The sequence below is a fragment of the Hyalangium minutum genome, assembly GCF_000737315.1.
Lineage (GTDB): Bacteria > Myxococcota > Myxococcia > Myxococcales > Myxococcaceae > Hyalangium > Hyalangium minutum.
Genome location: NZ_JMCB01000003.1, coordinates 62038 through 76236 on the forward strand (window position 1 = coordinate 62038; position 14199 = coordinate 76236).

14 protein-coding genes are annotated in these 14199 nt (G+C 67.5%); 6 read left to right on the top strand and 8 right to left on the bottom strand.

From position 1 onward, the window contains the following. Positions 1–172: 172 nt before the first annotated feature. The 8 genes from DB31_RS06970 to DB31_RS07005 form a co-directional block, all read right to left on the bottom strand. Positions 173–1495, bottom strand: a complete 1323-nt coding sequence (locus DB31_RS06970) for an HD-GYP domain-containing protein (protein ID WP_044184298.1) — start codon at positions 1493–1495, stop codon at positions 173–175. A 4-nt stretch (positions 1496–1499) separates the two neighbouring features. Next, on the bottom strand, positions 1500–3266 hold the full coding sequence (locus DB31_RS06975) for a hypothetical protein (RefSeq protein WP_044184301.1): 1767 nt from the start codon (positions 3264–3266) through the stop codon (positions 1500–1502). Between the two features lie 179 nt (positions 3267–3445). Further along, on the bottom strand, positions 3446–4336 hold the full coding sequence (locus tag DB31_RS06980) for an RNA polymerase factor sigma-32 (RefSeq protein WP_044184304.1): 891 nt from the start codon (positions 4334–4336) through the stop codon (positions 3446–3448). A gap of 370 nt (positions 4337–4706) precedes the next feature. Beyond that, positions 4707–6704, bottom strand: a complete 1998-nt coding sequence (locus tag DB31_RS06985) for a transglutaminase TgpA family protein (RefSeq protein ID WP_044184312.1) — start codon at positions 6702–6704, stop codon at positions 4707–4709. Next, positions 6701–7672 carry a DUF58 domain-containing protein gene (locus tag DB31_RS06990; protein ID WP_044184315.1) on the bottom strand — a complete coding sequence of 324 codons (972 nt, stop codon included), beginning with the start codon at positions 7670–7672 and terminating at the stop codon, positions 6701–6703. Before DB31_RS06990 ends, DB31_RS06985 begins: the two co-directional genes overlap by 4 nt. Further along, complete coding sequence (locus DB31_RS06995) at positions 7669–8649, bottom strand: AAA family ATPase (protein WP_044184318.1); 981 nt, start codon at positions 8647–8649, stop codon at positions 7669–7671. The genes DB31_RS06990 and DB31_RS06995 overlap by 4 nt, the downstream gene beginning before the upstream one ends. Positions 8650–8713: 64 nt before the next feature. Beyond that, positions 8714–9034 (bottom strand): STAS domain-containing protein, encoded by a 321-nt coding sequence (locus DB31_RS07000; protein WP_044184320.1) that lies wholly within the window; start codon positions 9032–9034, stop codon positions 8714–8716. Between the two features lie 147 nt (positions 9035–9181). Further along, positions 9182–9919, bottom strand: a complete 738-nt coding sequence (locus tag DB31_RS07005) for a lytic transglycosylase domain-containing protein (protein WP_044184324.1) — start codon at positions 9917–9919, stop codon at positions 9182–9184. 298 nt (positions 9920–10217) lie between these two features. Here DB31_RS07005 and DB31_RS48640 point away from each other — a divergent pair, with 298 nt between their 5' ends. The 6 genes from DB31_RS48640 (at position 10218) to rplC (ending at position 14199) form a co-directional block, all read left to right on the top strand. Further along, entirely contained in the window at positions 10218–10373 is a 156-nt protein-coding gene (locus tag DB31_RS48640; protein WP_157231858.1) for a lmo0937 family membrane protein, read from the top strand. Then, the gene (locus DB31_RS07010; RefSeq protein ID WP_044184326.1) at positions 10370–10927 is read left to right on the top strand and encodes a hypothetical protein; all 558 of its coding nucleotides are present in this window, start codon (positions 10370–10372) and stop codon (positions 10925–10927) included. The genes DB31_RS48640 and DB31_RS07010 overlap by 4 nt, the downstream gene beginning before the upstream one ends. A 36-nt stretch (positions 10928–10963) precedes the next feature. Next, positions 10964–12031 (top strand): HupE/UreJ family protein, encoded by a 1068-nt coding sequence (locus DB31_RS07015; protein WP_338034283.1) that lies wholly within the window; start codon positions 10964–10966, stop codon positions 12029–12031. A gap of 62 nt (positions 12032–12093) precedes the next feature. Beyond that, on the top strand, positions 12094–12564 hold the full coding sequence (locus DB31_RS07020) for a hypothetical protein (protein ID WP_044184329.1): 471 nt from the start codon (positions 12094–12096) through the stop codon (positions 12562–12564). 59 nt (positions 12565–12623) lie between these two features. Beyond that, the gene (locus DB31_RS07025) at positions 12624–13397 is read left to right on the top strand and encodes a hypothetical protein (RefSeq protein WP_044184332.1); all 774 of its coding nucleotides are present in this window, start codon (positions 12624–12626) and stop codon (positions 13395–13397) included. A gap of 133 nt (positions 13398–13530) precedes the next feature. Further along, entirely contained in the window at positions 13531–14199 is a 669-nt protein-coding gene (gene rplC, locus DB31_RS07030; RefSeq protein WP_075305905.1) for a 50S ribosomal protein L3, read from the top strand.

A 14199-nucleotide genomic window follows, 5' to 3' on the forward strand; every position in this document is an offset into this window, starting at 1 on the left:
CGCCTCGATGGTCAGGGCCAGGGACTCCCCGAGCTCCCCAGCGATAGGGCTCGTGACAGTCCTGGGGGCCGCAGGGGCAGGGGGAGGTCTCGGGGCCTGGCACCCATCGCAGCCCACGAACGCGGTGAGCGCCAGAAAGGCTGTGGCGAGCCAGCCCCGAGGGGAGGGCATCTCAGAGGCCGGCCAGCGACATGTTCTGCTGGCGCTTGGACAGCACCTTCACCGGCTGGATCGCCATCACGCGCATGAAGACCTGGAGCAACTCCGGGTCGAACTTGTTGCGCATCTCCGTCCACATCAGCATCAGCGACACCTCGGGCCCATACGCATCCCGGTACGGCCGCTTGCTCGTCAGTGCGTCGAACGCGTCGCAGATGGCGATGACCTTCGCGTACACCCCGAGGCTCGTCTTCGGGATGATCATCTGGATGTTGCCGCGCGTGTCCCGCACCGCCGTCCCGAAGTCCGCCTTGTGCTCGAACGTCGTCACCACCCGCAGCAGCGTCGAGCGCGTGATGCTCTTCTCCATCAGGATGTTGCGCACCGAGATCAGCGGCGCCTTCTGGATCAGCACCTTCTCCTCGGACGTCAGCGCCCCGCGCTTCGTCGCCAGCTCGTCCGGGATCGTCGACATCCCCGCGTCGTGGAACAGCGCGATGTAGCCCAGGTCCCGCAGCTGCGGCTTCGTCAGCCCCAGCTCCGCCCCGAACACGATGCTCATCAGGCACACGTTCACCTGATGGAACACCAGGTACTCCGACTCGCGCTTCGTGGTGGTCATCCCCAAGAAGTGCGTTCGCTGATCGTACGAGATGTCCACCAGATCCTGGACGAGCCGCAGCGCCTTGGACGTGTTCATCGGCTTCCCGGCCCGCACCGACTCCAGGTACTTCTGCAGGAAGAACACCGCGCGCGCGTACACCGTCATCGCGTACTTCTTCCGGTCGACCTTGTAGTCGCCCGGGTTCTCCAGCTTGTCCGCCTCCTTGGCCAGCTTCTCGCGCAGCTTGGAGAACTTGGCGACCTTCATGTTCAGCAGCTTCCGGTCCGCCAGGCCCTCCTCGCTCGCCTCCGAGGTCTGCTCCTTGCTGAAGATCCATACGAAGTTCTTCAGCTCCGGCAGGGTGATCGGCTTGGAGATGGAGAACCCACCCACGTCCTTGGCCCGCATCTCCGACAGCAGGTAGCGCTGGTTCTCGATGGCGTTCAGGTCCACCTTCACCAGCATGCTGTTCAGGTAGAAGGAGTCCTTCACCCCCACCAGATCCAGCCGCCCCTCCTTGGAGACGATCTGGTTCATGATGTCCTGCAGCTGCGTCAGCGGCTTCTCGAAGACGGCGTTGTCCGGGTCATACATCTTCACGGACCGCACCAGCATGTAGAGCCCGGACACCATCCCGCGCGCCAGCGTCTGCAGCTTGTCCGAGTGCGCACGGCCATACTCGCCACCGCTGCTCTCGCTCTGGGCCTGGGTGATTTTCAAGTTGTCGGCCATGGCTTCATGCCTCCTCTACCGGCGCCGCGTCTCCGAACAGCGCCTTCTTCGTCTGGTACATCGCCTTGCGCGCCGCGGTGAGCACCTCCACCGGCTGCGACTTGTCCTCCACCACGCCCTGCAGCACCTTGTACGCGTGGATGTTGCACGCGCCCGCCAGCCCCAGGATGGCGACCAGCTTGTCGTCCATCACCTTCTTCTTGCTCAGCAGCGAGGGCTTCGCCGACAGGATCTGCGTCAGGAAGGTGAACGCGTTGGGCACGCCCGTGGAGCCCAGCGCCGAGTAGAAGGCGGCGCGCTCGTCCGCCGTCTTCTTTTCGAAGTCCGAGGCCCGTATCACCCGCAGCACATCGATGTACGCCTTCTCTGGGTCGAACTCCGGCAGCAGCTTGGCCGCCTGCATCCGTACCTGGGAGACGGGATCGTGCAGCAGCTCCGCGAACAGCTTGCGGCTCTCGGCGGAGTGGCCCAGGGCGATGATGCTCATCACCTCCAGCTTCACCACCAGGTTCTTCCCCTTGAGCACCGTGCCGAACAGCTTGATCCGCTCCGGGTGCTGGCTCTTCTCCAGGATGTAGACCATGTCGCGCACGGTCTGCGGCCGGTCCGCTTGCAGCCGGATGACGAATGGATCCGGCCGGTTCTTGGCGAAGCTCGCGAGCACGTCGCACAACAGGAGCCGGTTCTCTGGCACCTCGATGGTTTCCAGCACCGTGAGCAGCGGGATGATGGCGTGCTCGTCCAGCACCTGCAGGTAGCGGGTGATGTCCGCCGGGTTCTTCGGCCGGGTGCGCTTGAGGGATTCGCCCAGCCGGTTCAGGCGCTGCTCGTCCGCCATCTTCTGGATGAAGTACGCCAGCAGCCGGGCGATGGGGCCGTCCAGGTTGTCTTCGCGCTGCGACAGCGCGCGCAGCTTGAGCACCATCTGGTTGATGGTGCCGTAGTCGTCCTGGATGAGCATGGCGTCCAGCAGCTGGACGAAGATTTCCTCCAGCAGCCCCACGTCATCCACGCCGCCTTCCACGACCTGGAAGATGGCGCTCACCAGCTTGGGGAAGAGGCGCGCGGTCTCCTCCTCCTCGATTTCTTTCTGCAGCTTGGCCTTCAGCGAGTCTGAGGCATACGTGCCCTCCACCAGCACGCCGCGGATCTGCTCCACGCCCTCCAGCTGCGCGTCCAGATCGTCCGCCGACACGCGCGCGAAGCGCAGGTAGTCCTCCGAGTTCGTCTGCAGGCGGGAGTAGAGGTAGCTCACCACCTTGTCCACCTCGACGGCCACCTCCTCCTCGGAGGCGCCGTCCACGGAGAAGCCCTCCACCACCACGTACTCGACGTGCTCCATGCTCGCCTTCCAGAGCTGGGCGAGCGCGTCTTCCGCGCCACGCTCCGGCTCCGATAGGGCGATCATCGTGAAGGTGACCATCTCCTGCTGCGTGACTCCCGGCCGGAAGATCAGCTGGCGGATGCCATCCCGGAAGAACTTGTAGGAGAGCGGCGTGTCCTCGGAGAACAGCGGCTCGTTGTGCAGCAGGAAGTTCTGCTGCTCCACCTTGAGCGACAGCGGGCCGTGCTTCTCGGTGTACTCGGTGAGCGCGCTCAGTGCCGGGGCGAGGAACTCGGGGTACTTCGCCTCGTTGTGGCGGTACATCCCGATTTGCTTGATGCCTTTGAGCAGCTGGAAGGTGAAATTCCGCGCCAGGTCCACCTTCTCGCGTATCACTGGATCCGCGGAGCGCTCCGCGGTCTCGTTGGTTTTCTGGGGCGAGGCCATGCGTCCTGGGGGGTTCGGACAGGGTGAGGGAGTCCGAGTCTACTCCCTCATACGCCCCAGGAGATCCCTCTGCATGGGAACTTCCGCTCAGGTATGTAGGTTGAGAGCCTACCGTGAAAACGGCAGCGCCCCCGCCAGCGAGGGCAGGGGCGCCGGTACGGCTTGGGCCGAGCGGGGCGTTACTGGGCCGCCACGGCGGTGTCCGGATCCACCTCGGCCATGAGCGCGGCCAGCTCGGCCTTGAGCTTGTCCTTGGCGCGGATCTCCAGCTGGCGGGCGCGCTCGCGCGAGAAGCCGAAGTGCTCGCCCAGCTCCTTGAGCGTCATGGGGCGCTCATTCATGACGCGCTGCTCGATGATGAAGCGCTCGCGGGGATCCAGCCGCATCAGCGCGGTGCGGACGCGGGCGTTGATGAGGCCCGCCTCCTCCTTGTCGGCGAACTCGTCATCCTGCGGGGCGCTGGCGCTCACCACGAAGTCCACGTGGCTGTTGCCGCCGTCCTCGCCCATGGGCGCGTCCAGGGAGAGATCGCGGCCGCCCATGCGCTGCTCCATCTCGCGCACCTCGCCCGGCTTCACGTGCAGCTTGCGGGCGATGTCGTCCACATTCACCACGTCGCCATCGGGAGTGCCGAACTTCTCCAGCTCGCGGCGGGTGCGCGCCAAGCTGAAGAACAGCTTGCGTTGAGCCTGCGTCGTCCCCAGTTTTACCAAAGACCAAGACTTGAGAATGTAGTTCTGGATGTACGCGCGGATCCACCACACCGCGTAGGAGATGAGGCGGATGCCCTTGTCCGGATCGAACTTCTGCACGGCCTTCATCAGGCCGATGTTCCCTTCCTGGATGAGGTCGCTCATCTTGATGCCGTAGGAGCGGTACTCGTAGGCGACCTTCACGACGAAGCGCAGGTTGCTCGTCACCAGCCGGTGGCCCGCGGACAGGTCCCCCTTGAGGAACTTCCGGGCCAGCGCTTGCTCCTCCTCCACCGTGAGCAGCGAGTAGTGGTTGATCTCCGAGAGGTACATCGCCAGGGAGCCGGAGTTGGAAGACTGCTCGTGGGTGTTTTGCATGGTTCAGTTCTCCCGACGGCGGGCTTCAGATGAGCCCGTGATGAGTGTGGGGACCGCTTGTCGACCGCACGCTGGATGTCATGAGCAACCGCAGTGCCAGCCCCCGTTGACAAAAAATCCCCTGAGACTGCGCGGGGTTGACTCGGATCCCCTCGGAAGGGGGGACCCGCGGGTGGAAAGCGTTACAGACCGGCGCCGGAAACCTCCGTTCCCACGGTCTGTAGAAGTTGCGCGACTGTGTTTCAGTCACCTCCGAGCCCAAGGGGAAGAAATGGGACGAGTCTCCCTGCTTTCAAACCCTCTAACGGGGCGCGAGGTTGTCGTCCGAAGGGCAGACACGCTCGAACCCTCGGAGGGCGAGCGAGGTGGCTCAGGCGGCGCGGCGGGTCTCGAGGTAGCGGCGCAGCGGGGCGAGCAGGCGCTCTGCCTCTCCGGCCGCGAGGGGGCGCTGGCCGAAGCGGGCTTCCAGGTAGCGCCGGGTGATGGGGGCCAAGGGCTCGGCCAGGGAGTGCTGCTCGCGGACGAGGCGCGTGGTGAGCTCCTCCAGCGACTCATCCGAGCGAGGGCGCAGGCCTGCTTCGCGCAGCAGGCCCTCCACGGAATCGATCAGCTGCGTGGCGGCGTGCGGGCGGGGCGCGGACAGACGGCCTGAGAGGATGCGCCACGTGCCGTAGGTGAGCAGGCCCACCAGCAGCGCCAGGCCCCAGATGCGGGCCGGGGGGAGGCGGGAGGACGTGCGGCCGGGCTCGCGCGGCGGACGGATGAGCTTCTGGGCCGCGTCCAGCTGATCTCTCAGCGAGTAGTCGATAACGGAGGTGCGCCAGCGGGCCTCGATCGCCTCGTAGAGGCCGGTGAGGAACTCGAGCGCGGGCAGGGACTGGCTGGCCCGGTTGCTCGGAGGCGTCGCGTCGATCGTGACAAAGCCTCGCTCGGGAACGAGCACGTGCGTCCAGGCGTGCGCATCTCCGGCGCGGAGGATGTAATCCTCGGTGGAGCGCTCGCCGCCGAAGAAGCCCGTGGACAGCCGCGCGGAGATTCCCTGGGTGCGCAGCATGATCGTCAGTGCGGTGGCGAAGTGCTCGCAATGGCCCGCTTTGCGCTCGAAGAGGAAGTCCGCGAGGGGATCCTCCACGTCCCCGCTGAGCTCCAGCGTGTATGCGTACTCGCGCTGCAGCCAGGCGGACAGCTTCTGGGCGGCCTTCAGGGGATCCGTCTCTCCGTCGAGCACCTTGCGCGCCAGCGCCTCCACGCGCGGATCCAGCCGGTCCGGCAGCGCCAGGAGCTGGCCGCGCTCGACCTCGGTGAGCGAGGTGGAGGCATCCTCCTCGGGAGGGACGCTGGTGGCCTCGTAGGCGTAGGCGAGGGCGTTCTCGGTGAAGCGCACCTCACCGCCACCGAGCTCCATGAGAGAGGTGCGGCGGGTGCCGCTCGCCTGATGGGCCACCGCGTTGCCCAGGCGCGTGGGCGTCTCGAGCGCCACCAGGGTTCGGGCGCCATACGCGGGCAGCAGTTCGATGCGCTGGTGGATGGACTGCTCGCCGCCGGGGCGCAGTGTCACCCGTGGGCGCGAGCGCTTGGGGTTGTTGCCCACGCTCGTCCACTCCTGCCCATCGAAGATGTCATAGGTTCGGGCCACCCAGTAGGCGCCCAGGTGCTCCACGCCGGGATCGGGCGTGATGTGGGCGCGCAGCACCACGCGAGGGTTGCTCTTGAGCGTCCCCGCGCCGCCCAGGCGCACCGTGTCCGCCAGGCCAGTGGTGGCGCCCAGGCCCGGTCCGGTCCTTCGGCCGGCCATGCTCCAGTTGAGGCGAGGGAAGAGGACGAAGAAGGCCAGCGCGCCCAGCAGCGCGAAGCACAGGCCCAGGGAGAGCGGACGCACCACCTCGCGCACGGGCAGGGGCTCGCCCTCGGGGACGGCGGCCTCCACCACGGTCAGTCCCATGGACAGGCTGGCGAAGACTGCGTAGGCCACCAGGAACAGGGCAAACGTCAGCTCACCGGAGAGCGCCGCGCCGCCAGCCACCATCAGCAGGCCGGTCAGCTGCACCTGCCCATCCGTGCGTGAGTCCGGCGTGGACAGGAGCCGGTGGGCGGCGATGAGGCCCGCGAAGGCGCACGCGGCCACCACGAGATCGAGCTGCCCGACGTACACGGAGAGCCCGAGCATCGCGGCCAGCACCAGCAGCAGCACGGAGGTGCTCTTCGCTCGCTGGGCGAACAGGCGCTTGCCGAGGAGCGCGCACACGAGCGCCACGCCGAAGAGGCCGATCGCCCATGCGGGCAGCTGGCCGGACACGGCCATGGAGCCGAACGCCGCTCCGGCGCCCAGATCGCGCAGCCTCAGCCGGAGCCGGGAGGGAGAGCTCATGCCGCCTGCTCCTCCTTCTCCCGCTGATCCTCGAAGCCCACCCAGGCCAGGGCCCGGAGGATGCGCCGCTCTTGGGCACTGCCCGCTGCGGGGCGCAGACGCTCGCCGGGCGTCTCCAGGCCCACCTCATTGCCGGCCTCGATCAGATCGTGGGTGAGCGCCGCCACCTCCTCGCAGCGCCGATCGAGGGCCTCCCCTTGGAGCCCTCCCTCCACGGTGAGTACATAGGTGCGGCGCTCCTCGCGCTCGCGCTCCACCTTGAGGAGCTTCCCCACGGAGGCGCTCTTGCGCCAGTGCACGCGGCGCGCATCCTCGGTGGGCCCCAGCTCGCGCAGGCCCGCCACGTCGCCGGTGCCATCATTGCTGCGAGGGGTGCTCGCGTCGCCGTACGCGCCCTGCAGCGCCCGGCCCGGCAGCTGGCACGCGTAGCCTCGGCGCGGGTACACCAGCAGGGTGCCGTCCAGCTCGAACACGCGTGTCTTGGCGAAGAGGCCCAGCGGCCATGTCGTGGTGAGCCGGACGCCGCTCAGCCGCAGGGGCCCTCGGCGGGGTGCGGTCAGGTCCGCGCGGACGACGTGCTCCACACGCGTGCGCAGGTAGCCCACGCGGCCCTCGCCAGTGAGCGGGCTGTCCACCTCGCTCAGCGTGAGAGCGAAGGAGTTGCCCAGGCGGCGGGTGAGGGCCCAGCGGAAGGCGAAGGGCTCGCCCGCGAAGGCGGACTCGGTGCCCAAGCGGCGGATCGTGAGGTAGCGCAGGCAGCGCTCGGAGAGCACGCCGGAGGCCACCACCATGGCCAGCAGCAAGCCGAGCACGAGGTAGAGCAGGTTGTTGCCGGTGTTCAGCGCGCCCAGGCCCACGCCGAACGTCACCACGAGGTACGTGCGCCCCACGCGCGTCACCTTCAAGGTGCGCGGAGGGCGCAGCAGGGCGCGCAGCCGCGCCCACTTCGCCTGGAGCCACGTCTTCACCGAGGTGCTGCCACCTTTCGGGAGATCTCCTCGACCAGGTGCGCCGCCTCGTCCCGGGCCGCCGCGCCCTGCACGTTGCTGCGCAGCAGGAGCCGGTGCGCCAGGCACGGTACCAGCACCGCGCGGATGTCCCCCGGCGTCACGAAGTCACGCCCCTCCCACAGGGCATGCGCCCGGGCCGCCGAGCCCACCGCCAGCACCGCGCGGGTGGAAGCACCGCGCTCGATGTCGCCGTGCTCGCGCGTGGCCCGGGCCAGCCGGACGACGTACTCCGCCACGGCCTCGTCGATGCGCATCTCCGCGGCGAGCGCCCGCAGGCCGCTCAGCTCCTCCGGCCCGGTGACGGGCTCCAGTGCATCCACCGGAGGCGTCCGCCCGCGCGTGGTGAGCAGCCGCGCTTCGACTTCGGGGGCCGGGTGCCCCAGCGACAGCCGCATGAGGAAGCGATCCAGCTGCGAGTCCGGAAGCGGATAGGTACCCGTGAGATCCAGCGGGTTCTGCGTGGCCACCACCGTGAAGGGGGAGGGCAGGGGATAGGTGTTCCCATCCATCGACACCTGTCCCTGCGCCATGCCCTCGAGAAGGGCGGATTGGGTGCGCGGGGGCGCGCGGTTGAGCTCATCGGCCAGCACGAGCTGCCGGAAGATGGGCCCCTGGCGGAAGGAGAAGGTGGCGTTGGTGGCGTTGAACACCTGCGCGCCCAGGATGTCCGCGGGCATCAGGTCCGCGGTGAACTGGATGCGCGAGAAGCTCAGCCCACAGGAGCGCGCCAGCGCCTCGGCCAGCGTCGTCTTGCCCACGCCGGGCACGTCCTCCAAGAGGAGGTGGCCTCCAGCGATGAGACAGGTGACGGTGAGGCGGGCTTGGGCCTCCTTTCCCTGCACCACGCTCGACAGGTGAGCGGAGATCCGCTCCATGACCGAGCGCGCGGAATCAACAGGGGGGGCGGAGGCGATGGCGCGGGCAGGTTGGTTCATCTGTCCGCGCAGTCTACCCGAGGCGTCTCGGGGGAGGGACTGCTCGCTGCCTAAGCAACCAACTTCAGGCGAGGATCTCTTCCGGCGTGTAGTAGGCCCGGGGCTCCGAGCCCGTGCTCACCCCGAAATAGCGGAACATCCGCTCGTGGTGCCCGGCCAGCCCGCGCAGCTCCACCTTGTTGTGCGCGCCCAGATCCTTGGTCAGCACCACCACCGCTGTGTCCTTGAACTCGCGCAGGTGCGCGAAGTCCAGCACCACCTCGCGGGAGCCCAGAGCCTCCAGCGAGTGACGCAGCTGCGCCGCCGTGCGCCAGTCCAGCGTCCCCTCGAGCCGAAGGGTGATGCGCCCTGCGAGCTCTTCCTGGTGGATTTGCAGCCCCGACATGATGGTCGTCTCCCTAAATATTGGAAATTCCGAGGGGTGTTCCTGTGTGGAGGGCACAATTCGCGCAAACCCCGGGCTTTTGCATCCCCCCCCGGCATTTATTGCGCGAAATGTTCTGCACCCACCGGAATGGGTGTTGCACAGCGGTCAGCTCTTGCCGGCTTCCGTCGGCTGCTGAGCACGCAAGGTCAGCTCGCGTTCCTGCTGAGCCTTCAGCTTGCGGAACTCCTTCACGACCTTGGTCGGGTAGCCGGCGATGAACTTCTTCCGGGACTCGCGCTTGGCGAGGATCTTCTTCGCCAGCCCCGGGCCCGCGTTGTACGCGACGAGCGCGTGCTCCACGTTGCCGAAGCGCTGGATGAGGTTGGCCAGGTACGCGGTGCCCAGCTCGATGTTCGTCTCCGCGTCGAACAGGTTGGTGGAGCGCCCCAGCCGGAAGCCCGCCTTGTCCGCCAGGTAGGTGCCCGTGTCCGGCATCACCTGCATCAGGCCCATGGCCCCCACGCCGGACACCGCGTAGTTGTTGAACGAGCTCTCGCAGCGGATGAGCGCAATCACCAGCATCGGGTCGATGTCGTTGCGCTGGGCCTCGCGGACGATGGCCACCGCCACCCGCCGCTGCTGCCGGAGCGGCAGGCCCGAGGCCCTCACCGCCTCCGCCACCCCCAGGCGCATCGCCTCCTGGAAGTGGACCTCATCCTCGTACGCCTGCAGGCGGGCCTGCGCCTCCCGAAGCGCTGCCTCGCGCTCGGCCAGCTTCGCTTTCAGCTCCTCCACCTGAGGCGCCTCCACCACCGTCCTGTCGGGGACCAGCAAGGGATAGCTGGGAATGGCCGCCCCCGTCATCACCGCCGCCGCCGCCGCCGCCACCGTCCAACGCCGCATGTCCTACCTCCCCCATCCACCCAAACTGCCACCGGCCACACCTGCCTTTCCGCTAAGCACCCGCCGTGCCAGCGTCCGAGTCTCAGTTCTAGATCATTAAGATCCCTAGGAAACAGAAGCGGGTGCGTGGACGAAGGTCGGGGAGTGAAGGTCGGTAGAAATGCCCGGATGGGGAAATGCTTTACCCACAACGAGGCTGTTGAAAGCTCTGGCACGGTGATCGCGAGCCCTTGCCGGGGCAAAGGGGGCTCCCTAGCTTCGCCCACATTGACGGGTGTGTGGCCAGGAGGGCGGCGGCGTGTATTGGACAATGAGCATCATCCTGTTCGTGCTGTGGATGTTGGGGCTGATCACCGGCTCCACCGAGGGCTACTGGGTCTATCTCCTGTTGCTCTTCTCGATGGTGTCGCTGGTGCTGGCGGTGTCGAACCGTGGGAAGCGGTTGGTGGCATGAGCGCGCCGCAGGGGCTGGAGATCGAGCTGCCTCGGGATGCCTCCGGCTTCGTGCGGCGGCAGTGCCCGAGCTGCCTGCGCATCTTCAAGACGCGCCCGAGCCGGTTCGATGCGCGGAGCCTGCAGCGCCGGCTCCTGGTGATGTTCCCCTTCGAGAATCCGCACGAGGGCTATGAGCCGGTGCCCACGTGGACGTGCTTCTACTGTGGACACCAGGCCGACGCGGACGAGTGGCTGGTCCGGGACCACGTGGCGTACCTGGAGTCGCTGGCGAGGGGGCTCGCCAACCACGTGCGCTACGAGCAGCTCGCCCATGTGACGCGCACGCTGTCGCTGAACCCGCGGCCCACCTTCGTGGCCGTGCCGCCCGAGGCGCTGCCTCAGGGCATGCCGGACGAGCCGGAGGATCTGCGCCCCCTCTATCTGGTGTGCTGCGCGGATGATGTGAAGGCGCTCTGGGACTGGGACGGCCCGTTCTACTGCCCTCGGTGCGGCGCGCACCACGGGGGCCTGGCTGGCCGCCAGCAGGTCCACCTGGAGTTCATCCAGGAGTAGACGCCACCCGCTCGGCCAGAGCAGGCTGTCGGGCCCATGCGGATGGCACGAGTCGCGGTGCCGCTGATCTTGCTGCTCGGAGCAGGGGCGGCCCGCGCGCACGACGCGGACATCATCTATACGCAGGTTCGGCGCACCGATCCTGGGAGCGCCGAGGTTCGCGTGCGGCTGACGCTCACCGGGAGCACGCTGAGCCTGCTGGTGCCCACGGATGCGGAGGGTGATGGGGCGGTCTCGCAGGCGGATCTGGAGGCGCGCCGCCCGGCCCTCGAGGTAGGGATCTGGGATGCGCTGCCGCTCACCGCTGGAGGGCAGCCCTGCACGCGCCAGGCGCACGTCGCCAAGCGGGTCGAGTCGTACGTGGAGCTGACCGCCACCTTCCAATGTCCGCCTGGCCCCCTGCGGCAGACGTACACGGTGCTCTCGGTGCTGCCGGCCAACTACCGGGTGGTGCTGGGCTCCTATGGAGGGGAGGGGGGCCAGCTCTTCGCGGACGCCGTGCGGCCCAGCCTGGACATCCCCGAGCGAGGCGGCTCGGCCCGGAGCACCTTCGCTCCGGGCTTCGTGGGCTGGGTCCAACTGGGGATGAAGCACATCTTCGAGGGCATCGACCACCTCGCCTTCCTGATCGCGCTGCTGCTGGTGGGGGGCAGCCTCAAGCGGGTGCTGGGGATGGTGACGGCCTTCACGGTGGCGCACTCGCTCACCCTGGGAGCCACGGCGCTGGGCTTCATTCTCCTGGACACGGCGCGGACGCGCTGGGTGGAGGCGGCCATTGCTGTCTCCATCATCTATGTGGCGGCGGAGAACCTGTTGTTGCGTGAACACCGCCACCGGGCGCTGCTGACGTTCCTCTTCGGACTGGTGCACGGCTTTGGCTTCGCCAGCGTGCTGAGCGCCTACGGGCTGGGGGAGCAGGTGGCGTCCGGCCTGTTCGGCTTCAACCTCGGGGTGGAGCTGGGGCAGGCGGTGATCGTCACGGCTTTGCTGCCCCTCATGCGGCTGATTCAGCGCCGGCCCAGAGTGAACCTGTGGACGGTGCGAGCGCTCTCCTCCGTCATCCTCTGCGCGGGAGCGTGGTGGTTGTATTCGCGCATCGGTTGAAGTCTCGCGACCCCATCCCTAACTTGCCGCGGAAGGTCACGGTAGGGAGAAGGGGGACGCAGATGGGAGCGAGGCATACTCGCTTGGCGGCGGCGCTCGCCGCTGCTTGGGAAGCCGAAGTGGTCTCGGCGCGCCGCATGACGGCTCTGGCCGAGCGCGTCGGAGATCCGCGAGCACGGGCGCGCTTGATGGTGCTGGCCGCCTTCTGCCGGGCCCATGCGTCCCGATTGCTGGCCCGCCTGGCGGCGCTCGGCCGAGGCCCTCTGCCCGTGCCCTCCGAGGACATCGACGTCAGCGCGGACCTGGCCCTGGAGCTGCGGAGGGAGGGAGCGTTCGCCCGCACTGCCGCCTCGCGTTATGAGTCCACGGCGGAGATGGCGCGCCAGCACGCGGATCTGTCGTCCGCGTGGGTCTGCGAGCTCAACCGTACGGAAGAGCAGGATCGGTCCCGGGAGCTGCTCTCCCTGGCCGAGGGCGTGCTGCCTCCGGTGGGGCTCGAGGACTCGGCGGCTGCGGCTCCGGCCGATTCCTAGGCCGCCCGGGGCGCACTCCTGCTGACAGCCGCTGGGGCTTGGGCGTATGAATGCGTCCCATGGCGAAGGCGGAGAGCTACAACGATCTCATCTTCCAGCTCGGCGATCTGGCGCGGGACCGTCTGCCCGGTAAGCCGAACTGCCCGCGGACCATGGACCGCGTCTACCGCGCCGAGGAGGGGCTGGTGGCGCGGCGCGATGAGCTGGGGGCGCTCGAGCAGGAGATGAACGAAGAGGATGCGTCCTGGCAGGACTTCCAGGCGCAGCAGGCTCAGGAGAAGGCAGGGCTCCAGGTCACCATCAAGAAGTTCAAGAAGGCCGTGGACGCCATCGAGGGCAAGGTGCGCGAGATGCGCAAGGCGCTCTCCTCCAAGAAGGCCGAGCTGCGCTACGGCTTGGACGGCCTGAAGAAGCTCGAGGCGAAGATCCACGACATGGAGATGACGCGCAAAGACCCCCTCGAGGTGGCGACCGCGCGCGAGAACCTGAAGAAGAACCGGCTGAAGATGATGCGCATGCAGCGCGACATCGAACAGATTCAGGACGATCTGGATCAGGCGCTCACGCCGGTTCCGGGCCAGCCTGGGGCGCCGGGCATCCTGGCGCACAAGCGCATGCTCGAGATCCAGGACGAGGCGGAGGAGCGCAAGGACGCCTTCGAGCAGCGGATGGCGGAGCTGGACGAGGCCATCGGCCAGAAGGAGCAGGAGATCCAGGCGGCGGAAGACTATTTGGATCAGGCGTTGTTCCTGCTCGGCGAAGACGTCTATAAGCAGCGGATCGCCGATGCCCAGCTGGCGCCGTTCTACCCGAGACTCGATCGCGCCCAGTGAGGGCGGATCCGCTATCGGTGCTTGACGGCAGGGGTGCGTCTGCTAGATTGCGCCGCTTCCTGCAGCCCGGAAGGGCTAGGCAGCGGATTTCATTGAGTTTTTCTGCGCCACGCGCGCTCGCAGTGAGGATGACTTGAAGGGTCTCATTGGCAAGAAGATCGGAATGACCCAGGTGTTCAACGACGAGGGCAACCTCGTGCCGGTCACCGTGATCGACGTGAACACCTGCCAGGTGGTGGGTAAGCGGACGCCCGAGAAGGATCAGTACTCGGCCGTGACTCTGGGCTACGGGGAGATCCGCGAGAAGGTCCTGACGCAGGCGCAGAAGGGCTTCTTCAAGAAGAACAACGCGACTGCGCGCCGGCACCTGAAGGAGTTCCGGGTGACGACGGAGGAGGCCGCGAAGTTCAACGTGGGCGACGCGGTGAAGGCGGACCTGTTCACCAAGGGCCAGTTGGTGGACGTCACCGGCACCACGAAGGGCCGTGGCTTCCAGGGCGTCATGCGCCGGTGGAGCTTCAAGGGCTCGCAGACGAAGACGCACGGTACGCACGAGTATCAGCGTCACCCGGGCGCCATCGGTCAGCGTAAGACGCCGGGCCGTACCTACCCGAACAAGAAGATGCCGGGTCACTACGGCGTGGAGCAGGTGACCACGCAGAACCTGACGATCGTCGACGTGGACACGGAGAAGGGCCTGCTGCTGATCAAGGGCGCCGTCCCCGGCCACAACGAGGCGATTGTCTACGTGAAGCCGGCCATCAAGCTGGCGATGCGCGAGCAGCACAAGGCCGCCCGCTAG

Coding starts and splice junctions, on each gene's coding strand:
- DB31_RS06970 (WP_044184298.1), bottom strand. CDS start 1,495: ATGGCCGACAACTTGAAAATCACCCAGGCCCAGAGCGAGAGCAGCGGT.
- DB31_RS06975 (WP_044184301.1), bottom strand. CDS start 3,266: ATGGCCTCGCCCCAGAAAACCAACGAGACCGCGGAGCGCTCCGCGGAT.
- DB31_RS06980 (WP_044184304.1), bottom strand. CDS start 4,336: ATGCAAAACACCCACGAGCAGTCTTCCAACTCCGGCTCCCTGGCGATG.
- DB31_RS06985 (WP_044184312.1), bottom strand. CDS start 6,704: ATGAGCTCTCCCTCCCGGCTCCGGCTGAGGCTGCGCGATCTGGGCGCC.
- DB31_RS06995 (WP_044184318.1), bottom strand. CDS start 8,649: ATGAACCAACCTGCCCGCGCCATCGCCTCCGCCCCCCCTGTTGATTCC.
- DB31_RS07000 (WP_044184320.1), bottom strand. CDS start 9,034: ATGTCGGGGCTGCAAATCCACCAGGAAGAGCTCGCAGGGCGCATCACC.
- DB31_RS07005 (WP_044184324.1), bottom strand. CDS start 9,919: ATGCGGCGTTGGACGGTGGCGGCGGCGGCGGCGGCGGTGATGACGGGG.
- DB31_RS07010 (WP_044184326.1), top strand. CDS start 10,370: ATGAGCGCGCCGCAGGGGCTGGAGATCGAGCTGCCTCGGGATGCCTCC.
- DB31_RS07015 (WP_338034283.1), top strand. CDS start 10,964: ATGCGGATGGCACGAGTCGCGGTGCCGCTGATCTTGCTGCTCGGAGCA.
- DB31_RS07020 (WP_044184329.1), top strand. CDS start 12,094: ATGGGAGCGAGGCATACTCGCTTGGCGGCGGCGCTCGCCGCTGCTTGG.
- DB31_RS07025 (WP_044184332.1), top strand. CDS start 12,624: ATGGCGAAGGCGGAGAGCTACAACGATCTCATCTTCCAGCTCGGCGAT.